A 23,286-nucleotide genomic window follows, 5' to 3' on the forward strand; every position below is an offset into this window, starting at 1 on the left:
CCTTCGGGCCAGAGGAGGGTGCGTACGCACCCGCGCAGCCATGACAAAGCAACGCCTCTATCTCTTCGACACCACATTGCGCGACGGCCAGCAGACGCCGGGCATCGACTTTTCCGTCGAGGACAAGATTGCGATTGCCAAGCTGCTCGACGAGTTCGGCATGGACTATGTCGAAGGCGGCTATCCCGGCGCCAACCCGACCGACACCGCCTTCTTCCAGCAGAAGCGCACGGCGAAGGCAAAATTCGTCGCCTTCGGCATGACCAAGCGGGCAGGCGTGTCGGCGTCCAACGACCCGGGGCTGGCCGCTCTCGTGCAGTCGAAGTCCGATGCCATCTGCTTCGTCGCCAAGAGCTGGGACTATCATGTGCGCGTCGCGCTCGGCTGCACCAACGAGGAGAACCTGGAATCGATCAAGGCCTCGGTGGAAACCGCTATCGCGGCCGGCAAGGAGGCGATGGTCGACTGCGAGCATTTCTTCGACGGCTTCAAGGCCAATCCGGACTACGCGCTGGCCTGCGCCAAAACCGCCTACGACGCCGGCGCGCGCTGGGTGGTGCTTTGCGACACCAATGGCGGCACGCAGCCGTCGGAAGTGCGCGAAATCGTCGGCAAGGTGATCGCATCTGGCATCTCCGGCGATCATCTCGGCATCCACGCGCATGACGACACCGGCCAGGCGGTGGCGAATTCCCTTGCCGCCGTCGAGGTCGGCGTGCGCCAGATCCAGGGCACTTTGAACGGTATCGGCGAGCGCTGCGGCAACGCCAATCTCGTCTCCATCATCCCGACGCTTTTGTTGAAGCCTGCGTTCGCCGACCGTTTCGAGACCGGCATTTCGGCCGAGGCGCTGACCGGCATCTCGCGGTTGTCTCGCGCCTTCGACGAATTGCTCAACCGCGCGCCCGAGGCGCAGGCGCCCTATGTCGGCGCCTCCGCCTTCGCCACCAAGGCCGGCATCCATGCCTCGGCGCTCGCCAAGGAGCCGGCGACCTATGAGCATGTCGAGCCGCAAGCCGTCGGCAACCGCCGCCGCGTCATGGTCTCCGACCAGGGCGGCAAGGCCAATTTCCTCGCCGAACTGAAGCGGCGCGGCATCGATGTGCCGAAGGACGATCACCGGCTCGATGCGCTGATATCTGTGGTCAAGGAACGCGAGGCCGAAGGTTATGCCTATGAGGGCGCCGATGCCTCCTTCGAGCTCTTGGCGCGCAAGATGCTGCACGGCCTGCCGGAGTTCTTCAACGTCACCTCGTTCCGATGCATGGTCGAGCGCCGCTTCGATGCCAATGGCCAGCTGAAGACGGTCTCCGAGGCGATCGTCAAGGTGATGGTCGATGGCGAGGAAAAGATGTCGGTGGCCGAAGGCCATGGCCCGGTCAACGCGCTCGACATCGCGCTGCGCAAGGATCTCGGCAAGTTCCAGGGCGAGATCGCCGACATGGAACTGGCCGACTTCAAGGTGCGTATCCTCAATGGCGGCACCGAAGCCATCACCCGTGTCCTGATCGAATCGCATGACGGCACCGGCGCCCGCTGGTGGACTGTCGGGGTGTCCGAAAACATCATCGACGCATCCTTCCAGGCGCTGATGGATTCGATCGTCTACAAGCTGATGAAGAACCGCGAGATGGCAGGGCTGGTGGCGGCTGAGTAGGCTTGCAGGACTTGGGTTCCTCGCCCCCGCGGAAGCGGGGGAGAGGTGGCCCGGCGAAGCCGGGACGGAGAGGGGGACGACCTCCGCGAAGCCAAAATCCGACGAGGGCAGGGCGCAAGACGACCCTGTCATCAACCTTATTACCGAACTCACAGCCGCCGCGCTGCCCCTCTCCGTCCCGGCTTCGCCGGGCCACCTCTCCCCACTCAGTGGGGCGAGGAACCGGCGCTGGTCCTTGAACCATCAGCGGAAGTCCATTGATCCATCACAACTTTGCGATGGTCTTGGCCGACCCGTTGAGCCATAGCGTTGCGCCATGGCCACCGACGCACTCGCCCCCGACGCAGACTCCAAGGCCCGCAGCGGCTTCCTGCTGGCGCTGGGTGCCTATCTCCTGTGGGGGCTGCTGCCCTTTTACATGAAGGCGGTCGCGCATCTGCCGCTGATCGAGGTGATCGCCCATCGCATCGTCTGGTCGGTGCCGATCGCGGCGGCAGTGTTGGTCTGGGCCGGCCGCACGGCCGATTTCAAGGCCGCGATCCGCTCACCGCGCAGCCTCGGCATGGCGGCGCTGACGGCGACGCTGATTTCAGTCAACTGGGCCATTTATGTCTGGGCGATCTCGGTTGACCGCACGGTCGAGACCGCGCTCGGCTACTACATCAACCCGCTGGTCGTCATCGTTGTCGGTGCGCTGGTGCTGGGCGAGAAGCTCGACCGGCTGCAGATCGCGGCGGTGGCACTGGCGGCGATCGCCGTTGCCGTGCTGACCGTCGATGCCGGTAAATTGCCCTGGGTGTCGCTGGCGCTGGCGTTTTCCTTCGCCGCGTACGGTTTTTTCCGCAAGACGCTGCCGATCGGCCCGAGCCAAGGCTTTCTGCTCGAAGTGCTTTTGCTGTCGGTGCCGGCGCTTGCCTACATCGTCTTCCTGATCGCCAACGGCCAGGACCATTTCATCTCCAGCAACGGCACCGACACGGCACTGCTCATCGGCTGCGGCCCGGTCACGTCCGTGCCGCTGCTTCTGTTCGCCTTCGGCGCCAAGCTTCTGCGCCTGTCGACCATCGGCATCATGCAGTACATCGCGCCAACCATGGTGTTCCTGATCGCCGTGCTGATTTTCGACGAGCCGTTCGGCGCCACGCAGGCGATTGCCTTCGCGCTGATCTGGGCAGCGTTGGCGATGTATTCCTGGTCGATGTTCCGTGGCCGTGAAATTCGCTCGGCGGTGTTGGCTCCGAAGTAGGAAGACTTGCATGTACGTGCTGCACATTGCCAACAAGAACTATTCGTCATGGTCGCTGCGGCCATGGGTGCTGATGCGCACCCTCGACATCTCGTTCGAGGAGCGGCTGACGCCGTTCCCGATAGGGTCGAGCTTCGACCTCTACCGGGCTTTCTCGCCCAGTGGCCGTGTGCCTTGCCTGGTCGATGACGGCTGGGCTGTCTGGGACTCGCTGGCTATTGCCGAATATCTGGCGGAGCGCCACCATGGCGTGTGGCCGGCCGAGGCCAGAGCACGGTCCTGGGCCCGTTCGGCCGCCGCCGAAATGCATTCGGGCTTCACCGCCTTGCGTAGCGCGTGCCCGATGAGTTGCGGCGTGCGGGTAAAACCGTTGCCGATGTCGGCAGCGCTGAAGCAGGATCTGTTCCGGTTGGGCGATCTCTGGAACGATGGCCTCGCCCGGTTCGGCGGGCCGTTCCTTGCCGGCGGCCATTTCACCGCGGTCGACGCCTTCTTTGCCCCGGTGGCATTCCGCGTGCAGTCCTATGGGCTCACTTTCGAGGGCGCGGCCGCCGCCTATCCCGCGCAATTGCTTGGTCTGCAGGCGATGCAGGAATGGTATTCGGCGGGCCTCGCAGACACCTGGCGTGAACCGGATCATGAAGCGGAAGTCGCTGCCGCCGGCACCGTCACCGAGGATCTTCGCGCCACGGCATGAAATCAGCCGGGCTACATGCGCCCGAGCCGCCTGACGAACAGATAGGTCGCCGCCGCGATCACGATCGAAACCGCTGACACCACCCAGAATCCCATCGGCGTGTTGACCAGCGGCAGGCCGCCGACATTCATGCCGAACAGGCCCGAAATGATCGTCATCGGCAACAGCACCGCCGTCATCGCCGACAGCACATAGAGCAGCTGGTTGGACTGCATCGTCAGCTTGGCCATCAATTCGTCCTGCAGCAGCCTGGTGCGCGCCTGCAACTGCTCGCCGTCGTGATAGAGCGTGTGCGCCCGGTGCGAGAGCCTTGTCGCCATGTCGTTGATCGGGTCAGGCAGCTCGTTGCGATGCGAATGGTCGAGATGGCGGAACAGGTTTGTGAGTGTCGCCATCTGCCGATGGATGACCACCAGCTGACGGCGCGCCTCGACCAGTGACTGCCGCTCGCTGTGCCAGGCGTCGCGCACGATGCGGTCCTCGATGCCGTCCAGCGTATCGCCAAGGCCGTGGAGCTCGGCCGCCATGCCGTCGAGCGACTGGCCCATCACCGCCTCGATCAGGTCGGCAGGGGCGCGGAATTTGCGCGATCCGCTCTCCACCGCCTTGCGGATGAGATCGACCGATTCCAGTGGCTGCTTGCGCGCGCCGATCAGCATTTTTTCGTTGAGGGCAAAGCGGAAATGGCCGAGCCCGCGAGCCTCCGCGGAATAGTCGTGGCGCAGATCCGGCAGGTCGCCATAGAGCCAGTCATCCTCGAGATCGATATGGCAGCCTTGGCTGGCGCCGAGGAACGCTTCGCGCACCGGCGCCGGCAAAGCCTGCTCGGCGGCGATCTCGCGACGGGCGCGCAGGTCGGAAAGCTGGTAGCTGCGCCATGTCCATTGCGCCTCAGCCGCGTCCTTGGTGCGCAGTCCCTCGGCGGTGAAATGATAGATGAAGAACAGCCCGTGCTCGTCGGGCAGGTAAGGCGACAGAGGGGTGCCTTCCGCGTTGAGAGCGATGTTCACGGCTCGCCTCGCCAGATACAGATTTCGACCACGCCGTGCGCGGATGCCGGCACGCCATTCGTAGCATGGGCTAACCGCGTTCTGTGTGACAGTTTCTTGACAGGGCGATCACAGTCCGTCGATCAGCGACGCGCGGCGGCGCTACAGATCCTAGCGGAACAGATGCAGGCGATGCAGCGGCCTGGCCCTGCAGAAATTGGCCGGCGGCAGGGATCGCCGCCGGCGGCGTATTCGCGGCGTGCTCAGCGCTTGGGCCCAAACCCGGGATAGGGCGCGAGCGGCACCACTGCGGCAATGTCCATCATGCCGGCCTTGACCAGCGGCAGAGTGGCGAGATGGCCGCGCACGTCGGCATCGCTGCCGGCTTCGAACATCATGCCGCTGCCCGGAATATCGCCGCGGTTCCAGACCTGGCGCACGGCGCCTTCGGCATAGAGCGTGCGGCGCTGTTCGGCCTCGCTGGGCAGCAGCGGCGCGAAATCGGCGTCGCTGAACTTTTCGGTGTTGCGGGTGAGAAGGGCAAAGAACTGCATTTCTGTCTCCTGTGGTTGCGATGCCCAAACTATCGCCGCCGCTGGACAGACTGTCCAAGACTGATTAGGCTAAAGTTGAGACCCTATAGGACTACAAGAGGTGGAGGAAAAAATGTTCGACCTGCGCCAGCTCCGCTATTTCGTCACTGTCGCCGAAGCCGGCACTGTCGGCCGCGCCGCCGAACTGCTGCACATCTCGCAGTCGCCATTGAGCCGCCAGATCATGCAGCTCGAAGCGCAGCTAGGCGTCACCCTGTTCGAGCGGGCAAAGCAGCGCGTCCACCTCAATGCCGAAGGCAAGGCCTTCCTTGTCGAGGCGCAGGCGCTGCTTGCCAGTGCACGGCGCCTGGAGGAACTCGGACGCAACCTCGCCAGCGGTGCGGTCGGGCGGCTCGCCATCGGTTATGTCGAGGGCGCGGTGCATGCCGGCCTCGTCAGCCGGATGTTGCGGCAGTTTCGCCGCGACCGGCCGGATTTTCACCTGCAGCTGAAGAACCAGCGCTCCGCAGTGCAACTCGAGGGGTTGCGCCAGCGTTCGCTTGACCTCGGCTTCGTCTATGGCCCGCCGTCCGCCGACGATCCCGATCTTGCCGGCATGCTGGTTCGGCGCGAACCGCTAGTGCTGGCAATGCCGGAGAATGATCCGCTCACCGATGTCGCCGACATCCGGCCCGACCATCTCGACGGCCGCGTCTGGATCACCGTGGTGCGCCAGCCCGACGACACCAACCGCTCCCAGTTCCTGGCGGCCTGCGCCAAGGCCGGCTTCCTGCCCGACATTGCCTATGAGACGGCCGATCCGCTGACGTCGCTCGGCCTGGTCAGCGCCGGACTCGGCCTGGCGACGGTACAGGCAAGCCTCCGGAGTGCAGCACCGTCAGGGATCGCGTTTCGTGACCTGCCCTGGTTCGAGCGCACCGTCTCGATCCATCTCGCCTGGCGGCGCCAGGACAAGCGAGCGGTGATTGCGGAGTTGAGGGAGGCAGTAGGGCAGTAGGGCAGTAGGGCAGTAGGGCAGTAGGGCAGTAGGGCAGTAGGGCAGTAGGGCAGTAGGGCAGTAGGGAGAGGCTCGAGGCCTTCTAAAACATACTGCCTTGCTGCCGTACTCCCCTATTCCCTACATCTTATCAATCACCGATTGCACGCCCTCCGTCGGCGCATCGACCGACGAGCCCGCCACCATGATGGCGGCGACGATGGCTTCGGGGTCTTCGATCACCAACGGTTTGACCCGCTGCGCGGTGTGAATGAAGCCTTCGCTCGACATATGGTCGAGCAGCGCCAGCATCGGATTCCAGAATCCTTTGACGTTGGCGAAGACGATCGGCTTGCGGTGATGGCCGAGCTGGCCCCAGGTCATGACTTCGACGATCTCCTCGACCGTGCCGATGCCGCCCGGCAGCGCCACAAAGGCGTCGGATTTTTCGAACATCTTGTGCTTGCGCTCGTGCATGTTGTCGGTGATCAGCAACTCGTCGAGCCGGTCAAGCGCGGTTTCGGTCGCCTCCTTGTTGATGAGGAAGCGCGGAATGATGCCCGTTACCTTGCCGCCGGCCTTGAGCGCGCCTTCGGCAACGGCGCCCATAATGCCTTTGGTGCCGCCGCCGTAGACCAGTCGCAGGCCGGATTTGGCGAGCGAGCGGCCAAGCAGGTGTCCGGCCTTGGCGTAGATCTCATCGCGGCCCGGAGACGAGCCGCAGTAGACGCAGACGGATCGAATCGTGTTCATGCGTGATTGGTGATTGGGTCTGAATGCGGGGTCAAGCCCCAGAGGCTTCCAAGCCAGGGCTTTTTCTTGTCGGTTCCGGCAAAACACGCTAGACCGGCGTTAGGTGGCTAAGGGGCAGGGGAAATATGGCTGTTAATCCTTTGAAGGCGTTTCTGTTCGCGGCGGGTGGGACCGTCGCGGTCATCGGAACCGCCTATGTATCGGGCGCACTCGACCCGTATCTCAATCCCACGTCGCCGGCGGAGATTGCGTCGCTGACGCCGCCGGCCGACTCCGGGACCGAGGGAAGGCTGCCGCCGGCGCCTGCCGCCCCAACTGATGCCAAGGCTACGCCGGCACCGGCGCCTGCCGACGCAACAGCCCCAGCCACAGAAGGAGCCGCTCCGGGAGCACCTGCCGCGCCCGCTGCCGGCCCGGTTGTGCCGAGCTTCGATGTCGTACGCGTCGAAAGCAACGGCTCGATCGTCGTTGCCGGCAATGCCGCGCCCAATTCAAAGGTCGAAATCCTCAACGGCTCGACGGTGCTCGGGTCGACCGTCGCCGGTCCGGACGGCGCCTTCGTCATCGTCCTCGACGATCCGCTCAAGCCCGGCGACTATACGATCGCGCTGCGTTCGACGACTGGCGATGTTGTAACGCCTTCGATGCAGACTGCCGTCGTTTCGGTTCCCAAGGATGCCGCCGGCCAGGTGCTGGCGATGGTCGAGGAACCGGGCAAGCCGGCCGAACTGCTGACTGTTCCCGCGCCTGAGACCAAGCCTGCGGCACCGGCTGCCGGCGATCAGGCCGCTGCTCCTGCTGCTGAGGTACCTGCCGCCCCGGCCGGAACTGCGCCGGCCGCTCCGGCTCCGGCGACACCGCCGGCTGCGGCGGTGGCCGAACCCAAGATCGTCGTCGAGGCGATCGAGATCGACGGCAACAAGATCTTTGTTGCCGGTCTGGCTGACGCCGGCCGCAAGGTGCGCGCCTACGCCAACGACATCCTGCTCGGCGACGCGCTGACCTCGCCGGACGGCCATTTCCTGGTCGAAGCGACGCGCGACATCCCGGTTGGCAGCTACACCATCCATGTCGACGGTCTCGATGCTGACGGCGTGAAGGTGGTTGCCCGCGCCGCCGTGCCGTTCGAGCGCGAACCGGGCGAAGCGGTTGCCGCCGTGGCGCCTGCAGAGACCAAGCCGGCCGAGGCAAAGCCGGCTGAACCGAAGCCGGCCGCACCGGCTGCTGCCGAAGCGCCGGCCGAGCCCGCAGGGGCTCCTGCCGCTCCGGCGACCGAGGCGCCGGCACCGGCGGTGCCGGCAGCGCCCGCTACCGAGGCTCCGGCTGGCGTAGCGGCAGCAACGCCCGACGTGCCGGAGACGGTGGCGCCGAAACTCGAACATGCCGACGGCGCCGTCATCATCCGCCGCAACGACACGCTGTGGCGGATTTCGCGGCGGGTCTATGGTCATGGCGTGCGCTACTCGACCATCTATCTCGCCAACCAGGACCAGATCAGCGATCCCGACCGCATCTGGCCAGGGCAGGTGTTCAAGGTCCCGGAAAAGTCGAAGGAAGGCGAAGCCGCCGACCTCAAGGCGATGGGCGAGCAAGCGACGACGGCGCCGGTGAAGGCGAAGGCGCAGTAGGCGGAACCGCTAATCTCCCCCCTTGTGGGGGAGATGTCGCCGAAGGCGACAGAGGGGGTCGCGTCGCGTAGAGCGCCGACCTCCTGTGTGGGCCGCAAGGGGTCGAGTCCAGTCGAACCGACCCCCTCTGGCCGCTTCGCGGCCATCTTCCCCTCAAGGGGGAGATTAGGGCGCTCCACCCATCGGGTTAGCTTGCCCCGCGCCCGTTCATCGTCTATCGCCGATGAACGATGGCCGACTCTTTCACCGAACCAGACCACGCAAACCGCGCACCGCCCGAAAGCCGCGCGGTTGCCGCTCGCTTTGCAGCACTCTCACACCCGGCGCGCATCGAGATCCTGAAACATTTGTCGGCCAGCAATTCCTGCTGCTGCCGCGAGGTGGTCGATCATCTCGACCTCGCGCAGTCCACCGTTTCCCAGCATCTGAAGATACTGGTCGAGGCCGGGCTGGTCCGCTTCCAGCCCGACCGCCAGCGCTCGCGCTATGAGGTTGACCGCGCAGCGCTGGCAGACGTTTCCGCATCGCTGACCGCGCTCGTCAATTCCTGCTGCTCCGGCCGCTGAACTCCCACCCAAAAGGCAAGACAAGTGGCAGAAAAAACCGTTTCCGATAGCTCGACCTTCAGCACCTTGCACAATCTGTGGCCGTATATGTGGCCGGCCGACCGCGCCGATCTGAGGGCGCGGGTTACCTGGGCGACGCTGCTTCTGGTCGTGGCCAAGCTGACGCTGGTTGCGGGTCCGTACTTCTTCAAATGGGCGACCGATGCACTGGCCGGCGACGCCAAGTCGTCGCCGCCGCTACCGTCCTTCCTGCTGGCGCCGGTCATGCTGGTCGTCGCCTACAATGTCGTGCGGCTGGTGCAGCTCGGCTTCAACCAGCTGCGCGACGCGCTGTTTGCCCGCGTCGGCCAGTATGCGGTGCGCCAGCTCGCTTTCCGCACCTTCGTCCACATGCACCAGCTGTCGCTGCGCTTTCACCTTGAGCGCCGCACCGGCGGCCTGTCGCGCATCATCGAGCGCGGCACCAAAGGCATCGAGACGATCGTGCGCTTCATTATGCTCAACACGGCGCCGACCATTCTCGAATTCGCGCTGACCACCGGCATCTTCGCCTACACCTATGGCTGGAAATATGTGGTCGTGGTGGCGGCCACCGTCTGGCTCTATGTCTGGTTCACGGTTCGCGCCAGCGACTGGCGCATCTCGATCCGCCGCGACATGAACGACAGCGACACCGACGCCAACACCAAGGCGATCGACTCGCTGCTCAACTACGAGACCGTCAAATACTTCAACAATGAGGGTATGGAGGCCGAGCGCTTCGACCGTTCGATGGCGCGCTATGAGATGGCCGCGACCCGGATCTGGACCTCGCTCGGCTGGCTGAATTTCGGCCAGGGCATCATCTTCGGCCTCGGAACCGTGATCGTCATGTGCATGTCGGCGCTGGAGGTGCAGGCCGGCACGCAGAGCGTCGGCGATTTCGTCTTCATCAACGCCATGCTGGTGCAACTGTCGGTGCCGCTCAATTTCATTGGCTTCATCTATCGCGAAATCCGCCAGGGCCTGACCGACATCGAGCAAATGTTCGACCTGCTCGATGTGCCGCAGGAGATCACCGACAAGCCCGATGCCAAGCCGCTCGCCGTCTCTGCCGGCAAGGTCGAGTTTCGCGACGTGCATTTTGCCTATGATCCGAACCGCAAGATCCTGAAGGGCATCTCCTTCGAGGTTCCGGCCGGCAAGACAGTGGCCATTGTCGGCCCGTCGGGCGCCGGCAAGTCGACCATCTCGCGGCTGCTGTTCCGCTTCTATGACGTCCAGGGCGGCCAGGTGCTGATCGACGGCCAGGATGTCCGTGATGTGACGCAGCAGAGCCTGCGCGGCGCGATCGGCATGGTGCCGCAGGACACCGTGCTGTTCAACGACACAATCGCCTACAACATCCGCTACGGCCGCATCGGCGCCAGCGAGGAGGATATGCAGAAGGCCGCCGAGCTTGCTCAGATCGGCCCGTTCATCGAACGGCTGCCGGAAGGCTACCGCTCGATGGTCGGCGAGCGCGGGCTAAAACTGTCGGGCGGCGAAAAGCAGCGCGTGGCGATCGCCCGCACCATTTTGAAGGCGCCGCCGATCCTGATGCTCGACGAGGCGACCTCGGCGCTGGACAGCCACACCGAACAGGAGATCCAGGCGGCGCTCGACCTGGTCAGCAAGGGCCGCACCACCATCGTCATTGCGCATAGGCTGTCGACGGTGATCACCGCCGACGAGATCATCGTACTCAAGGACGGCCAGATCGCCGAACGCGGCACCCATGCCGAGCTGATGCGCCAACACGGCCTCTACGCCTCGATGTGGGACCGCCAGCGCGAAGCGACGGAAGCCGAAGAGAGGCTGCGGATTGCGCGCGAGAGCGACGAGTTGGGTGTGATCGTGCGCAGACGGACTTCGGAGGTGAGTTAGGGCGCGGCGCCTTCCCCTTCTCCCCTTGTGGGAAGGTGTCGCCGCAGGCGACGGATGAGGGGTGTTCCAGGGAATGCCAACGCCTCACTCCGCTGGAACACCCTCAACCGTCTCGGCGCTACGCGCCGATCCACCTTCTCCCACAAGGGGAGAAGGAAAGAACGCTCTCAACTTTCCCTCTTGACCTCAACCTAAGTTGAGATCGCAAACCCGTTCCTGAGCCACCGAACCCAAGTCGTTCAAGAACGGAGACAATTGAAATGGATCAACTCAATCAACAGCTTGGCAGTGAAGCCGTGTTCAGGGTCGACAAATTCGTCGTCCCTGTCGAGGCGCGCGAAGAAATCCTCACCAAGGTCAGGATGACACATGAATTGCTGCGCCAGCAGCAGGGCTTCGTGCAGGATTTCCTGCTTGAGCAGTTCTCCGGCCCGGGCGAATTCAACCTCGTCACCATCGTCGAATGGGAAAGCCAGGCGGCGGTCGACAAAGTGGTGCCGATCGTCAAGGCTGCGCATGAACGCGTCGCTTTCAACCCGCAGGAAACTATCGCCCGGCTGGGTGTGAAGGCCGATATCGCAAACTATCAGCGGATTCCGGGACTATAAGACGGCCAGCCGACGCCAGGTGCCGGCGCTTCGGCGCTCAGCACCTGGCCGGTGCGGGCGTCGCTGACCATGTGTTCGAAGCCGCGCCATTCGGCGGCGGCGATGAACAGCGTCTTGCCATCGGGTCCGCCAAGCATGCAGGCAAAGCAGCCGCGATCGACTGCAACGGTATGGAGGACCTCACCACCCTCGCGCACCCGCACGCAGCGCTTGTTGGGAACATCCGCATACCAGGCAGCACCTTCAGCATCGAGGCAGATGCCGTCGGGAAAGCCATCAAGATCGGCCCAGACGCGGCGATTGGAAAGGCTGCCATCCCCCACAATGTCGAAAGCGGTCAGCCGGTTGGCATGCGATTCCGCGATGATCAGTGTCTTGTTGTCGGGCGTCACGGCCATGCCGTTGGCGAAGGCGATGTTGTCCGCCACCTGGCGGATTGTGCCGTCGGGCGTGATCAGCACGATGGTGCCCGGCCCGAAATGCTCTCCCGATGCCGGCGCCGGCCCGCCGCCGTTGACATAGATGTTGCCGCGCCCGTCGACGACGATCTCGTTCCACGGGCTGTTCGACAGCGATCGAAGATCGGCATGGGTGGCAAGCGTTCCATCCGCCTCCTGCCGCAGCAGCAACCCTTCACGCCCCGAAATGACCAGCAACTGTCCATTCGCCAGCCAGTCGATGGAATAGGGCAGGATGGCCGGTACCGTGAGCACGACATCGCTCTTGCCGTCTGCATCGACGGCAATGATCTCGCCGGTGCCCCAATTGCAGAGCCACAGACGTCCGTCGTGCCAGCGTGGCGATTCGCCGAAAGCGAGGCCGGCGGTAACAAGACGCGTTTGGTTCTGCATTTGGGGAAACTCCTTGTTGGAGCGCCGTTATGGCAAAGGTCGGCGCCGTCTCACCAAGGACGGGCGAGGGGGTGATTCCCCGACAGCAGGTTACGGTTTTTCGCTCAGGAAGAACGTTCCGTCGGCATGACCGTTGGCGCCGCACGATGGTGGTTCGGATCTGTCATCCTTGCCGGTGCCGTCCTGATCGACGATCAGGGCATCGCCGTCGCGGCGAAAGGTGAAGACGAAGCCGGTCGGTTTGTCGTTGTCGTCGGTGTCGACCAGCCGCAGGGTCTTGCGCTTCTCGACGGTGCCACCGATGTCGCACGCGCCGCTTCCCGAGACGGGGTTGGTGACGATCTCTGCCGAAATCTCGAGCTTGCCCGCGTCCGCTGCCATGATCTCGACCGAGCCACGGACACTGCTCCATGTGCCGATCAAACCTGCATCCGCCGGTTTGCGGATGCCGGCCAGGAAGGTCGCACGGTCGCGCAGGAATTCGCCGAGATCGAAAGTCTGCTGGTCCTTTGGTGTGTTCTCGTTGAAGTCGGCGATCTGGTCGCGATACGCGATGAAATCGCTCTGGTCGGCCCGCAGCGCCTTGCCGGCATGAGCATCGAGCGTTTTCAGCAGCGCGGCATAATTCTTCGCCACCTCGGCATCGGCCTGCGCCAGTACCGGATCGGCGCAGATGGCCTTTTCCGCCACGCTCGCGGCCTTGGCGCAGTCGAAGGATGGCTTGCCTTGCGCCGCTGCGGGGTCGCTTGCTGCCAAAAGCGTGGTCAGAACAGCACCCATGGCTGCCGATCGCATGGCAGTAAGGTGGGGTTTCCCTGATTTCGGCATCATGGATGGTCGGCCTTTTCGCCGCGCACTGAGCCAGCGATGGCTGGAATTCTGGCGGCAAAGTCGTCGGCAGGCAAGCACGTCGCCGTTGCTGCCGGCCGCGCCCGATGCAGCCTTGCCCAATGTTGCGTTGCGACGACGGAGCCTTTCCGGTATTGAGGCCGGACCTGAAACAGGGACCGCCCCCATCCTATGAGCCCCATCCGATGAGCCTCGTCGACTCGGTCAAGAATGCCTTCGTTCCGATCCATCGCGAGGGCTATCCGTTCATCGCCGCCTTCGGCGCGGGCACGCTGTTCCTCGGCTATTTCTCCTCTGTGCTGTTCTGGATCGGCCTGATCCTGACCGCCTGGTGTGTGTATTTCTTCCGCGATCCCGAGCGCGTCACGCCGGTCGACGACCGGCTGGTGGTCAGCCCTGCCGACGGCATCATCTCGGCGGTCGGGCCGGCGGTGCCGCCGCGCGAGCTCGGCCTCGGCAACACCGAGATGACCCGCATCTCGGTGTTCATGAACGTCTTTTCCTGCCATGTGAACCGCGCCCCGGTGCGTGGTCGCATCACGAAAATCGAGCACCGGCCGGGCAAATTCCTCAACGCCGAACTCGACAAGGCAAGTTCGGAAAATGAGCGCAACGGCCTGGTCATCGACAGCCCCAATGGCACCGTCGCCGCCGTGCAGATTGCTGGCCTTGTGGCGCGGCGCATCGTCTGCTGGGCCGAGACCGGCGGCTCGATCGCCATTGGCGAACGTTTTGGCCTGATCCGCTTCGGCTCGCGCGTCGACGTCTTCCTGCCTTCCACCGCCGTGCCGCGTGTCGCCGTCGGTCAGACCGCGGTCGGCGGCGAAACGGTGCTTGCCGAATTCGGCGGCATCGCCGCAACCCCGCTCGTCAGGATCTCGTAAGCGTGGGCGCACCGTTCAAAAAGTTCGAGGCACATGGCAGCGGCGGCCCGCGCATCCGCGAAATCCCGATGCGCATGGTGCTGCCCAATCTGGTCACCGTGCTTGCCATCTGCGCCGGGCTGTCCGGGATCCGCTTCGGCTTCGAAGGCCGTTTCGAGCCGGCGGTGGTGATGGTGCTGCTCGCCGCCTTCCTCGACGGCATAGACGGGCGCTTGGCGCGCATGCTGAAGGCGACGTCCAAATTCGGCGCGCAAATGGATTCGCTCGCCGACATCGTCAATTTCGGCGTGGCGCCCGCTTTGGTGCTCTATGCCTTCCTGCTCGACCGCGCAGGATCGCCGGGCTGGATCGCGGTACTGCTGTTCGCCATCGCCTGCGGTTTGCGGCTCGCGCGCTTCAACGTGCTCGACGAGGACAATGATCGCCCGATCTGGCAGAGCGAATATTTCGTCGGCGTACCGGCGCCGGCGGGCGCCGTGCTGGTCATGCTGCCGCTCTATCTGTCGTTCCTGCGCGTTGGCATTGAGCCCAGCCGCCCGGCCGCCTTCGTCGCCACCGGCTTCACCATCCTGGTCGCCTTCCTGCTGGTCAGCCGGCTGCCGGTCTACTCCGGCAAAAGCCTGAAAGTGCCGGGTGACAAGGTGCTGCCGATCATCCTCGCGGTTGTGCTCTACGTGCTGCTTTTGATGACCTATCCCTGGTACACGCTGACCGCCTCGGTCGCGGGTTATCTCATCTTCCTGCCGTTCAGCGTGCGCGCCTATACGAAACGCGCCCTGCGCGAGGGCGAAAAGGTGCCGCCTTCGGATATTGGCTGACAGGCCCCTGTCGGAACCTGCCGGGCATCTTAACCGTTGTGTCTCAATGGACGACCGCTAAGAAGCCGTCGCGCTATATCGGTAGGCATGAGCGGCGAGGTGCGGCGTCGCCGAAACGCTAATCCCGCAAGCGGCTTGCGTCAGGCAGGCCCTGGAGAAGAGCGAGGAGAAATGGCTGTCATCCTCATCGGCGCGTTGCTCACTGTCGCTGGCGTTGTGTACATGGCGGGCGCGGTCATCGGGCGCGGGCGGCTCAGCGATCCGAAGTCCTCTCCCGCGACGCCGGATCGCCCAGCGCCAAATCTCGCAACGACAGGCCCGACACTTGAGCCGCGGCGGCGCGGGCTCGGTTTCTTCGGCCTGTCGCAGAACTGGCCGGGCCTGCTGATGATGGGGGTCGGTCTTATCATGCTGTTGTCGGCGGCGGTCTTTTAGACGAGGGCCTCTCAGGCCGCAGCACTCAGCCCCAGCCGATCGATCGCCAATTTGCGGGTCGAGACATAGTCGGTCTTGCCCGAGCCCAGCACCGGGATCTCCTCGACCTTGACGATATCGTTGGGCACCATCAGCTCGGCAGCACCGGCCTGCTTGCCGAACTTGCGCAATTCGTCAGGATTGGCGTCATCGGCGGTGGTGACCAGCACGATGCGCTCGCCGCGCCTCTTGTCGGGCACCGCCACCGCGGCGTGGCGCTCTTCCGGCCATAGCGACTGCACCAGCATCTCGACCGCGCCGAGCGATACCATCTCGCCGGCTATCTTGGCGAAGCGTTTGGCCCGGCCGCGAATGGTGATGAAGCCCTCGCGGTCGACCGAGACGATGTCGCCGGTGTCAAGCCAGCCGTCCAGCGGCTGCAATTCGCCGGGGCGGTCCGCCGTCATGTAGCCCATCATCAAATTCGGCCCGTCGAGCCACAGCCTGCCGGCGTCTTCGATGCCCTCGACCGGTTCCAGCTTCATGCGCATCGCCGGCAACGGCCGCCCGACTGTGCCGTCGCGGCCATGGATGGCGGTGTTGACGGCAACCACGGGAGCTGCCTCCGTCAGCCCGAACCCCTCGATGATCGAGGCATCGAACCGCTCGCGGTAGACGCGGCGCGTCTGCGGCTTTACGGCTTCGGCGCCGGCAACGACGAAGCGCAGGCTGGAGAAATCGCCATCCTTGGCGGTGCGGGCATAATTGGCGAGGAAGGTGTCGGTGCCGAACATGATAGTCGGCTTCACCTTGCGCGCGATCTCCGGGATGATCTTGTAGTGCAGCGGTGAGGGGTAGAGGAACAGTTTTACCCCGGTCACCAGCGGCAGGATGGTGCCGCCGGTCAGGCCGAAAGAGTGAAAAACCGGCAGCACGTTGAGCAGTATGTCGGACGGCGAGATGGTAATGCGCGCCTCAGCCTGCATGGCATTGGCGTGGAGATTGCGGTGCGACAGCACCACGGCCTTGGGCGTGCCTTCCGAGCCTGAGGTGAACAGGATCACCGCCGGCTTGGCGGCGTCCTGCCGTTGCAGCGGGAACCGCCACAGTACTGCGGCGGTGAGCTTTTCCAGCGCGGTGACGCTTGCGCGCACATCCTCCAGCCAAAGCATTTTGGCGCCGCCGGCCTCGACCGCGGCGATGATGTCGGCAAGCCCGGCCTTCTCGACGAACGCGCGCGATGAGATGACGGTGCGGATGACCGCCGTGCGCACCGCGGCGGTGACGCTCGCCGGCCCGGCGGTGTAGTTGATCAACGCCGCTACCCGGCCGGCCGAAAGCAGGCCGACAAAGGACAGCACCACGCCATTGGCGTTAGGCAGCAACACCCCGACCGCTTCGCCGGGTGCTGTCACCGCCTCGAAACGGCGGCCGAGCACGCGCGCGCCGATGAACATTTTTCGGTAGCTGAGCGAGCCGCTGATCACATCCTCGATGATCGGATGCGAGGCACCGGTGCGGTCCGCTGCATCGCGCATGGCCAGGAACAGGCCGCGATCGAGGTTGCTGCCGAAAAGCCTGGCCTCGGCGATGCGGTCGAACAGCGCATTGGTGTTGGAAGCCTGGTCGGGATTGCGCGCCACCAGTTCGGCAATCGTCATCGGCTCCAGCACGCTGATCGACAGTTGTGGGAACCAGTGGCGGGGCGCCCGGTCCTTTGGCGTCAAGGACACCGGCAGGTCGCGCGCGCCGGCGACGAAGATCGGCACGATAGTGGCGTCGGCCTGCATGGCTATGCGGGTAACGGCACGGAAGAGGCGAAATGACTTCACATCGGGCTCGACGTCGTCGGGCAGATAGACGGCAAGCCGGCCTTTGCCCTTCAGCACCCTGACCAGCCGGCGGCTGACGAACAGATGCTCGGCGTTGAAGGCAATGGTGCGGCCAAGCTCGCGCCATGGCTCGAGCCAGAGCGAGCGCGCCGAGGCCTCGTCCAAGATATGCAGCGTGTCGTCAGGCAGCAGCGACAGCATCAGTGCCGGCTCGAAGCGCGACTGGTGCGAGACCACATAGATCACCGGCGTCGGCGCGTTGCGGGCAATGCGGATGCGCCGGTCCTCGATCTGGTAGGCAAGCTTGAACGGCACGTAGAGCAGCGCCTGGGTGAAGCGCAGGTCGAGGCGAAAGGTCTCGATCGCGGCAATCAGCAGCCAGGCCAGCACGAGGCCTGCAAGCAGCGCCAGTGTCAGGATCATGCCGCGTCTCTCCCAACGTTCCGGTATCGCGGCTCTTCGTCCGCTTCGCAGCAGAGGGTAACGCAATGGGGGGCAAGGTCAATGTCGAGCCTTTTTCCTTCTCCCCGTTCACGGGGAGAAGGTGCCCGAAGGGCGGATGAGGGGCGGCGCTGCGCTCGTTGGCTTCCTCACGCCGCCTTCAGTCTTCCGCTAATGAACCGGAACTCCTGGCTCTTGCCGCCATAACCGTACGCAGCCGCTGGCACCTCGTTCACGAAGGCATAGCTCTCCTCATGCACGCCACCCAGCAACTGGCCAAAGGCAGCAAAGATCGCCTTCAGATAGGCCTCCAGCTCCAGCTTGGTGTTGGTGCCGTCAACCACCTTGATGTCGAGCCAGAAGGTGTTGGCGCCGTGCTGGGCCAGCGACTTGCCGCCGGCGAACCAGTGCTGCGGGTCGACATAGCTGACGGCGACGGCCGTGATCGTCGGATCCTTGCGCAGATGGGTTGCGGTCAGGCCGGTGATTTCCTTGGCAATAGCGGCGGACAGCTTGGCGTCGGGCTTGCCGGTGACGCTGATGTTGATGATCGGCATTTTTCTCTCCTTCGTTTGAGCGGCTTGTGTTTGCCGTTGGAGAGACCGTGCCATACAAATCAGATCAAAAAAATCGAATTGTTTTGAAGGAAAAGTTCTGTATTATCGAAGTATGCAAGCGCTCGACCCTGATCTGCTCAAAACCTTCCTTGCCTTTGTCGATGGGGGTTCGTTGGCACATGCGGCATCGAGCGTGGGCCGCTCGCCCTCGACGGTGACGGCCCAGATGCAGCGGCTGGAGGAGGTCATCGGCGAACCGTTGTTGGTGGCGCAGGGCCGCGGCCGCGGGCTGACGCCGGCCGGCGAGGATCTGGTCGGCCATGCCCGTCGCATCCTTGCCGTGCACAGCGAGGCCTGGCTGGCACTGAAAGGCGCGCGTGCCGCCGGCCGCGTCGCCATCGGCACCACGCAGGATTTCGCCGACAGCGGCCTTCCGCAGCTGCTCAGGGCCTTTGCGACCAGCCATCCGCGCGTCAGGATCGAACTGCGCGTCGGCCGCTCGGCCGAGCTTGGCGAGGCGCTGCGGGCCGGGCAGCTCGATCTGGCCATCATCATGCGCAAAGTCCCGGCCAATGACGAAGTCGGGCTGTTCAGTGAGCCGATGCTGTGGCTGTGTTCGCAAAAGGGGCTTGCCGTGCGGGAAGAGGAGTTGCCGCTGGCGCTGCTCGACCCCTATTGCGGCTTTCGCGAAGCGGCTCTCGCAGCCCTCGACGCAGCCGGCCGCCGCTACCGCCTTGCCGCCGGCAGCGCCAGCCTTGCCGGCCTGCGCACCGCGGTCAACGCCGGCATAGCGCTGACCTTGCGCACCGCCCGCTTTGCCCATTCCGGCATCGTCGAAGCACCGCGCGAGCTCGGCCTGCCGCCGGTGCCGATTGCGCAATTCGCCATAAGGCTCGGCCAGGGTGCCGAACGGCCGGCGCGCGACCTTGCCGCCTTGCTCAGCGACAATCTCGCTTTGCCCGGCCTTACCGGCTGATTTCCCCCTTGCCGGCTGATATTCAAAGAAAAAGCCGACCTTTATGGTCGGCTTTAAGGAAGACGGGTCGAGGGGTTTGGGGGGACTTGGGGGGTGACCCGTCGCACCAATAATGCCTGAGCCGAATGATGGTTCCATGACTCCGAAAATAATTATGGGGTTGCCGCCCTTTTTCTCGCCACCAGCCAATCACGCCCGACATGGGCAAAAACCGCGCACAGAACGATGGCGCCGCCGGCCAGGCTGGCGGTCGGCGCGATCTCGCCCAGGAACAGGAAGGCGAACAGGATCGCGAACGGCACTTCGGCCGCACCGAGCAGGCCGGATTCAGGCGCCGGGATCAGCCGCGAGCCTTCCGTCCACAGGATCGACGCTGCTGCAAACGATCCTCCGAAGGCGACGAGCAGCACAGCATCGCGGGCCGAAACCGCCAGCGGGTCGGTGACGAACCAGCCGAACACGAACAGCAGGAAGGCCGACACCGCGCCCGCCCACACCACAGGCGTGTCGCGAAAGGTGCGCACCATGATCATGTAGAGCGCGCTGCCGGCGGTCATCAGCAGTGCGAGCCCATCGCCGAACAGATGGCCGGTGCCGAAGCCGGAGCCGACCATGATTGTCACGCCGAACAGTGACACCGCTGATGCAACTAGCGTCTGCGCCAGGAACGGCTCGCGCACCAGCACGAAGGCCAGCAGCGCGGTGATGAAGGGCGCTGTGGCATAGATGACCGCCACATTGGCGACATAGGTGAACTTGAACGCCGAGATGAAGGCGATGCTGGCCGCCGCACCTTCAACCGCCAGCAACCAGCCGCGCCAACCGAGTCGCAAGCTTTCCCGCCCGCCGGAGCGGCGGCGACGCCACAGCACATAGACGGTGATCAGGATCGAGCCGACAAAGCCGCGCCAGCAAGTGATGGTCAGCGGGTCGGCATGGATGGATTTGGTCAAGACGCCGGTGAGCGCGAAGAAAGCCGCCGACGCCGACACCAGCGTGATGCCGAGCGTGCGCTCGGCAGCGATGCTGGCCGCGCTGTTCATGAGCGTGTCGGGCTTGTCGAGGGAATCCGTCATGTCACCAGACTACGCTTGCTGTCCTGGCACCTTGCTGTCAGCAGGGGCATCATCCCATGGCACAGCCGGCGCGCCTCTGCGCCAGCTTCGGGCTTACGTTGGGGCAGGGGCCGGCGGCATTCGCTGATGCTTACAAAGGGCTTTTACGCGGACAAAAGCCACTTAACAGTGGTCGCTGACGCTATTGCGCGCGGCGGTGGACGCGCATGTTCGGCGTCTTGCAATGCTGGACGGCCCCAGCTCAATCAGGTAATTTTGAGGCTCGCGGATTGATCGGCGCGGCTCACCCCGGCAGCGGACTACGGAGAGGGCGCGCCAATGCGTGCGAAGTCCGGGAGTTTCGATGACCGAAGTGATCGATCGACTGGTGACGGCGATGAACGCGCATCATCTCGACGCTGTCACCGCTCTCATCCACGAGAACTATCGGAGCGTACAGCCGGCGCACCCGGGCAGAGCCTTCGTTGGGCGTGACCAGATGCGCGCCAACTGGGAGGCCATGTTCACGGGAATACCTGACTTCCACGCGGCGGTCACGCGCTCGGTCCAAGACGGTGACACGACCTGGATCGAATGGCATTGGTCAGGGACTCGCAGCGACGGGCAACCCTTCGAGGTGTGCGGGGTCACGCTGTTCGAGATCATCGACGGTCAGATTGTGGCCGGGCGATTGTATCTGGAGGACGTCGAGCGCCAGGTTGTCGGCATCGAAGACGCGGTTGAAGCCCTCTCCGGGCGCCGTCCGCCAACGGCCAGCAGTGGAACCGGTTGTGACCTCGCCACCTCACTGCGTTACCTGGTAGAGCTCCGCAACGGCCTCCTTCAGCGCGCGCCTTCCGTCCGGCCTGAAATACATCATGTGGCCGCCCTCGATGACGTCGAGGCGGATAGGCTTGGCGTTGGCGAGCGTCGGGACCTGGTTGACCAGATAGCGCGAGGCGAGATAGGGCGTGACCAGGTCGGTTTCGCCATTGACGATCACCACGCCGAGCGCCGGGTTCAGCGAACGTGCGCGCTGCAGATCGTCCATCACCCCGGCATAGCCTTGCCGCGAGCTGCCGTAGTCCCAATTGTGAGTGACGTCGCCATTGAGCAACCGGTAGCTCACGTCGGTGCGAAAATTCAGCTCGTCGCGTGCATAGAAGACGAAGGCCGAGGTCAATGCCGGCACGCTGCGGTCGAGCACCGGATCCGGGCCGGCGATGCGCGCGCTCTCGGGGGCGATATCGCTGGTGGCGATCGTGCCGTCATAAGGACTGAGCACCTTGCCGCCGGCGCGTTGGAATTCGCGCGCGAAAAGGCCGGTCGGGATGCGAGCAAAATTGCGCTGCACGAGCTCGAGCGGCAGGCCGGTGATCTCGGCCACGCGCTGGCTGGCCAGCCGCCCGCCCTGTTCCAGCCCGCTGGTCAGAGCGGTGAGGTAGTCACCCAACGCATAGTGCTCGATCTCGGCCAGTTTCTCGCGCAGCGCCTCGCCGCTGACGCCTTCGCCGCGCAGCCGCACCGCCGCCAGCGAAGGCAGTTCCAGCGCCCAATGCAGCGGCTGAAACTCGTCCGGCAGCACCAGCGTGAATTCCAGCGCCGGCGAGATCAGCACGATGCCGTTCGGGCTCAGGCCGACATCTTCCTGCAGGGTTCTGGCCAGCAGTGCTGCTCGGAACCCGCCATAGCTTTCGCCGGCAAGGAAGAGTGGCGATCCGGTGCGGCCGTTCTGGGCGAGATAGAGCCGGATGAAGGCGCCGATCGAACTGGCGTCCTGGCTGACGCCCCAGAAATCTTTCGTGTCCTGGCCGGGCGCTTCGCGGCTGTAGCCGGTACCGACCGGATCGACAAAGACGAGATCGGTCATGTCGAGCCAGCTGTCGGGATTGTCGATCAGCTTTTGCGGCGGCGGCAGGAATTGCCCATCGGCCCCGGTTGCGATGATGCGCGGACCGAGCGCGCCGAGATGCAGATAGGCGGACGCCGCGCCCGGACCGCCATTGAAGACGAAGGTGATGGGACGAGCCTTCTCCGCGCCCGCCGCCGGCGGCAGCGTGTAGGCGACATAGAAGATTTCCGCCGTGACATCGCCCTTGCCGGAAAGCAGCGACAGCGTGCCGGCCTTTGCCTGGTAGTCGAGTTTGCGTCCGGCAATGGTGATCGAATGGCTGGTGATCTGCGGCGCCGGCAGCAGCGACAGCACACCGCCGGCAGGGGCAGGGCGCTCGGGCGTTTCGGAGAGGCCGGGCTGCGCGAAGGCGACAAGCATCAGGAGAATTGCGGGAATAAGCTTCAGCTTGGCACGCATGACACCTCCGGGAATGGCTCCCGCATAGGTATGGTCTAGGCGGTCGAAGTCAAAGTAACTATTCGCGACGTCGTGGCCCCTCTGTCCCGCCGGCATATCAGTGCTATCAAAGCGTGAAGGACTCGAAAGGACAGACCATGGACGCCACCGCACTCAAAGCCATGCAGGCGCCGCTCAAGGAGGCTTATCGCGGCGATGCCGCGCAGGCGCTGATCACGCTTCGCGCCAGGGGTTCGATCGACGACCAGTCGACGATCGCCTGCAAGGTCGAGACGGGCAGGGCGCTGGCGGTGGCCGGGCTGCATCCGGCAACCGGCGGCTCCGGGCTCGAACTGTGTTCGGGCGATATGCTGCTCGAAGCGCTGGTCGCCTGCGCCGGTGTGACGCTGAAGGCGGTGGCGACGGCGCTGGAGTTCAGGCTCGGCGCGGCGACCGTCGAGGCCGAGGGCGATCTCGACTTTCGCGGCACGCTGGGTGTGGCCAAGGATGCCCCGGTCGGCTTCCGCGCCATCCGGCTGAATTTCAACCTCGACACGGATGAGCCGCAGGAGCGCATCGATTCGCTCATCAAGCTCACCGAACGCTATTGCGTGGTCTTCCAGACCATCAACAGCAAGCCGGAGCTGACGGTGAGTGCCAGCTAATCTCCCCCCTTGAGGGGGAGATGTCGCCGAAGGCGACAGAGGGGGTCGCCACGCGTAGAGCGCCAACTTCTTCTG

At 64.5% G+C, this 23,286-nt stretch carries 22 protein-coding genes and 1 pseudogene; 14 read left to right on the plus strand and 9 right to left on the minus strand.

Annotated elements, in window-relative coordinates:
* Window positions 1–40: 40 nt before the first annotated feature.
* The 3 genes from cimA to AC1D1N_RS20515 all read left to right on the plus strand — a co-directional run bounded on the left by cimA (window position 41) and on the right by AC1D1N_RS20515 (window position 3,600).
* Window positions 41–1,657 (plus strand): citramalate synthase, encoded by a 1,617-nt coding sequence (gene cimA / locus AC1D1N_RS20505; RefSeq protein WP_477350645.1) that lies wholly within the window; start codon window positions 41–43, stop codon window positions 1,655–1,657.
* Window positions 1,658–1,973: 316 nt separating this feature from the next.
* Window positions 1,974–2,903, plus strand: a complete 930-nt coding sequence (gene rarD / locus AC1D1N_RS20510; protein ID WP_477350647.1) for an EamA family transporter RarD — start codon at window positions 1,974–1,976, stop codon at window positions 2,901–2,903.
* A 10-nt stretch (window positions 2,904–2,913) separates the two neighbouring features.
* On the plus strand, window positions 2,914–3,600 hold the full coding sequence (locus AC1D1N_RS20515; RefSeq protein ID WP_477350649.1) for a glutathione S-transferase family protein: 687 nt from the start codon (window positions 2,914–2,916) through the stop codon (window positions 3,598–3,600).
* 11 nt (window positions 3,601–3,611) lie between these two features.
* On the opposite strand, the gene AC1D1N_RS20520 is transcribed toward AC1D1N_RS20515, so the two are convergent.
* Together AC1D1N_RS20520 and AC1D1N_RS20525 are read right to left on the minus strand one after the other, a co-directional pair.
* Window positions 3,612–4,610 carry a transporter gene (locus AC1D1N_RS20520; protein ID WP_477350651.1) on the minus strand — a complete coding sequence of 333 codons (999 nt, stop codon included), beginning with the start codon at window positions 4,608–4,610 and terminating at the stop codon, window positions 3,612–3,614.
* 242 nt (window positions 4,611–4,852) lie between these two features.
* A complete protein-coding gene (locus AC1D1N_RS20525; RefSeq protein WP_203278078.1) occupies window positions 4,853–5,143 on the minus strand; it encodes a muconolactone Delta-isomerase family protein in 291 nt (96 codons plus the stop codon).
* A gap of 112 nt (window positions 5,144–5,255) precedes the next feature.
* Between AC1D1N_RS20525 and AC1D1N_RS20530 the strand changes: the two genes are divergently transcribed.
* Entirely contained in the window at window positions 5,256–6,140 is an 885-nt protein-coding gene (locus AC1D1N_RS20530; protein WP_477350653.1) for a LysR family transcriptional regulator, read from the plus strand.
* 120 nt (window positions 6,141–6,260) lie between these two features.
* Here the strand turns inward: AC1D1N_RS20530 and AC1D1N_RS20535 are convergent, their stop codons facing one another.
* Window positions 6,261–6,872, minus strand: coding sequence for an LOG family protein (locus AC1D1N_RS20535; protein WP_192256764.1), 612 nt, complete (start codon window positions 6,870–6,872; stop codon window positions 6,261–6,263).
* Between the two features lie 125 nt (window positions 6,873–6,997).
* Between AC1D1N_RS20535 and AC1D1N_RS20540 the strand changes: the two genes are divergently transcribed.
* The 4 genes from AC1D1N_RS20540 to AC1D1N_RS20555 all read left to right on the plus strand — a co-directional run bounded on the left by AC1D1N_RS20540 (window position 6,998) and on the right by AC1D1N_RS20555 (window position 11,579).
* Window positions 6,998–8,500, plus strand: a complete 1,503-nt coding sequence (locus AC1D1N_RS20540) for a LysM peptidoglycan-binding domain-containing protein (protein WP_477350655.1) — start codon at window positions 6,998–7,000, stop codon at window positions 8,498–8,500.
* A 230-nt stretch (window positions 8,501–8,730) separates the two neighbouring features.
* Window positions 8,731–9,066, plus strand: coding sequence for an ArsR/SmtB family transcription factor (locus tag AC1D1N_RS20545; RefSeq protein WP_477344569.1), 336 nt, complete (start codon window positions 8,731–8,733; stop codon window positions 9,064–9,066).
* 24 nt (window positions 9,067–9,090) lie between these two features.
* On the plus strand, window positions 9,091–10,971 hold the full coding sequence (locus AC1D1N_RS20550; protein ID WP_477350657.1) for an ABCB family ABC transporter ATP-binding protein/permease: 1,881 nt from the start codon (window positions 9,091–9,093) through the stop codon (window positions 10,969–10,971).
* A gap of 260 nt (window positions 10,972–11,231) precedes the next feature.
* Window positions 11,232–11,579, plus strand: a complete 348-nt coding sequence (locus tag AC1D1N_RS20555) for an antibiotic biosynthesis monooxygenase family protein (RefSeq protein WP_436259084.1) — start codon at window positions 11,232–11,234, stop codon at window positions 11,577–11,579.
* Here AC1D1N_RS20555 and AC1D1N_RS20560 read toward each other — a convergent pair.
* Entirely contained in the window at window positions 11,558–12,430 is an 873-nt protein-coding gene (locus AC1D1N_RS20560) for an SMP-30/gluconolactonase/LRE family protein (protein WP_477350659.1), read from the minus strand. The two genes, AC1D1N_RS20555 and AC1D1N_RS20560, sit on opposite strands and share 22 nt — an antisense overlap.
* A gap of 90 nt (window positions 12,431–12,520) precedes the next feature.
* On the minus strand, window positions 12,521–13,210 hold the full coding sequence (locus tag AC1D1N_RS20565; RefSeq protein ID WP_477350661.1) for a lysozyme inhibitor LprI family protein: 690 nt from the start codon (window positions 13,208–13,210) through the stop codon (window positions 12,521–12,523).
* 254 nt (window positions 13,211–13,464) lie between these two features.
* On the opposite strand from AC1D1N_RS20565, the gene AC1D1N_RS20570 reads away from it, so the two are divergent.
* From AC1D1N_RS20570 to AC1D1N_RS20580, 3 genes are all read left to right on the plus strand, one after another.
* Complete coding sequence (locus tag AC1D1N_RS20570; RefSeq protein ID WP_112560773.1) at window positions 13,465–14,163, plus strand: phosphatidylserine decarboxylase; 699 nt, start codon at window positions 13,465–13,467, stop codon at window positions 14,161–14,163.
* A gap of 2 nt (window positions 14,164–14,165) precedes the next feature.
* Entirely contained in the window at window positions 14,166–14,981 is an 816-nt protein-coding gene (locus tag AC1D1N_RS20575; protein ID WP_352585029.1) for a CDP-alcohol phosphatidyltransferase family protein, read from the plus strand.
* A 171-nt stretch (window positions 14,982–15,152) separates the two neighbouring features.
* Window positions 15,153–15,416 carry a hypothetical protein gene (locus AC1D1N_RS20580; RefSeq protein ID WP_112560775.1) on the plus strand — a complete coding sequence of 88 codons (264 nt, stop codon included), beginning with the start codon at window positions 15,153–15,155 and terminating at the stop codon, window positions 15,414–15,416.
* A gap of 11 nt (window positions 15,417–15,427) precedes the next feature.
* Here the strand turns inward: AC1D1N_RS20580 and AC1D1N_RS20585 are convergent, their stop codons facing one another.
* Together AC1D1N_RS20585 and AC1D1N_RS20590 are read right to left on the minus strand one after the other, a co-directional pair.
* On the minus strand, window positions 15,428–17,650 hold the full coding sequence (locus tag AC1D1N_RS20585) for an AMP-binding protein (protein ID WP_477350663.1): 2,223 nt from the start codon (window positions 17,648–17,650) through the stop codon (window positions 15,428–15,430).
* Window positions 17,651–17,817: 167 nt separating this feature from the next.
* A complete protein-coding gene (locus AC1D1N_RS20590; RefSeq protein ID WP_477350665.1) occupies window positions 17,818–18,225 on the minus strand; it encodes a tautomerase family protein in 408 nt (135 codons plus the stop codon).
* Window positions 18,226–18,337: 112 nt separating this feature from the next.
* Here AC1D1N_RS20590 and AC1D1N_RS20595 point away from each other — a divergent pair, with 112 nt between their 5' ends.
* Entirely contained in the window at window positions 18,338–19,201 is an 864-nt protein-coding gene (locus AC1D1N_RS20595; RefSeq protein WP_477350667.1) for a LysR substrate-binding domain-containing protein, read from the plus strand.
* 152 nt (window positions 19,202–19,353) lie between these two features.
* On the opposite strand, the gene AC1D1N_RS20600 is transcribed toward AC1D1N_RS20595, so the two are convergent.
* Window positions 19,354–20,277: a DMT family transporter gene (locus AC1D1N_RS20600; protein WP_477350669.1), complete on the minus strand. Its 924-nt coding sequence runs from the start codon at window positions 20,275–20,277 to the stop codon at window positions 19,354–19,356.
* Window positions 20,278–20,620: 343 nt separating this feature from the next.
* Between AC1D1N_RS20600 and AC1D1N_RS20605 the strand changes: the two are divergent.
* Window positions 20,621–20,941, plus strand: a pseudogene (locus tag AC1D1N_RS20605) (nuclear transport factor 2 family protein); the annotation flags it as partial.
* A gap of 120 nt (window positions 20,942–21,061) precedes the next feature.
* Here the strand turns inward: AC1D1N_RS20605 and AC1D1N_RS20610 are convergent.
* Window positions 21,062–22,567 carry a S10 family peptidase gene (locus tag AC1D1N_RS20610; RefSeq protein WP_477350671.1) on the minus strand — a complete coding sequence of 502 codons (1,506 nt, stop codon included), beginning with the start codon at window positions 22,565–22,567 and terminating at the stop codon, window positions 21,062–21,064.
* 137 nt (window positions 22,568–22,704) lie between these two features.
* Here AC1D1N_RS20610 and AC1D1N_RS20615 point away from each other — a divergent pair, with 137 nt between their 5' ends.
* The gene (locus tag AC1D1N_RS20615) at window positions 22,705–23,211 is read left to right on the plus strand and encodes an OsmC family protein (protein ID WP_477350673.1); all 507 of its coding nucleotides are present in this window, start codon (window positions 22,705–22,707) and stop codon (window positions 23,209–23,211) included.
* Window positions 23,212–23,286: the final 75 nt, after the last annotated feature.

Source organism: Mesorhizobium sp. P2_B5 (genome assembly GCF_056404775.1).

Bases quoted from the DNA above. Each gene is read 5' to 3' on its own strand.
- cimA (WP_477350645.1), top strand. From the start codon at position 41: ATGACAAAGCAACGCCTCTATCTCTTCGACACCACATTGCGCGACGGC.
- rarD (WP_477350647.1), top strand. From the start codon at position 1,974: ATGGCCACCGACGCACTCGCCCCCGACGCAGACTCCAAGGCCCGCAGC.
- AC1D1N_RS20515 (WP_477350649.1), top strand. From the start codon at position 2,914: ATGTACGTGCTGCACATTGCCAACAAGAACTATTCGTCATGGTCGCTG.
- AC1D1N_RS20525 (WP_203278078.1), bottom strand. From the start codon at position 5,143: ATGCAGTTCTTTGCCCTTCTCACCCGCAACACCGAAAAGTTCAGCGAC.
- AC1D1N_RS20530 (WP_477350653.1), top strand. From the start codon at position 5,256: ATGTTCGACCTGCGCCAGCTCCGCTATTTCGTCACTGTCGCCGAAGCC.
- AC1D1N_RS20535 (WP_192256764.1), bottom strand. From the start codon at position 6,872: ATGAACACGATTCGATCCGTCTGCGTCTACTGCGGCTCGTCTCCGGGC.
- AC1D1N_RS20540 (WP_477350655.1), top strand. From the start codon at position 6,998: ATGGCTGTTAATCCTTTGAAGGCGTTTCTGTTCGCGGCGGGTGGGACC.
- AC1D1N_RS20545 (WP_477344569.1), top strand. From the start codon at position 8,731: ATGGCCGACTCTTTCACCGAACCAGACCACGCAAACCGCGCACCGCCC.
- AC1D1N_RS20555 (WP_436259084.1), top strand. From the start codon at position 11,232: ATGGATCAACTCAATCAACAGCTTGGCAGTGAAGCCGTGTTCAGGGTC.
- AC1D1N_RS20560 (WP_477350659.1), bottom strand. From the start codon at position 12,430: ATGCAGAACCAAACGCGTCTTGTTACCGCCGGCCTCGCTTTCGGCGAA.
- AC1D1N_RS20565 (WP_477350661.1), bottom strand. From the start codon at position 13,210: ATGGGTGCTGTTCTGACCACGCTTTTGGCAGCAAGCGACCCCGCAGCG.
- AC1D1N_RS20570 (WP_112560773.1), top strand. From the start codon at position 13,465: ATGAGCCTCGTCGACTCGGTCAAGAATGCCTTCGTTCCGATCCATCGC.
- AC1D1N_RS20580 (WP_112560775.1), top strand. From the start codon at position 15,153: ATGGCTGTCATCCTCATCGGCGCGTTGCTCACTGTCGCTGGCGTTGTG.
- AC1D1N_RS20585 (WP_477350663.1), bottom strand. From the start codon at position 17,650: ATGATCCTGACACTGGCGCTGCTTGCAGGCCTCGTGCTGGCCTGGCTG.
- AC1D1N_RS20590 (WP_477350665.1), bottom strand. From the start codon at position 18,225: ATGCCGATCATCAACATCAGCGTCACCGGCAAGCCCGACGCCAAGCTG.
- AC1D1N_RS20595 (WP_477350667.1), top strand. From the start codon at position 18,338: ATGCAAGCGCTCGACCCTGATCTGCTCAAAACCTTCCTTGCCTTTGTC.
- AC1D1N_RS20600 (WP_477350669.1), bottom strand. From the start codon at position 20,277: ATGACGGATTCCCTCGACAAGCCCGACACGCTCATGAACAGCGCGGCC.
- AC1D1N_RS20610 (WP_477350671.1), bottom strand. From the start codon at position 22,567: ATGCGTGCCAAGCTGAAGCTTATTCCCGCAATTCTCCTGATGCTTGTC.
- AC1D1N_RS20615 (WP_477350673.1), top strand. From the start codon at position 22,705: ATGGACGCCACCGCACTCAAAGCCATGCAGGCGCCGCTCAAGGAGGCT.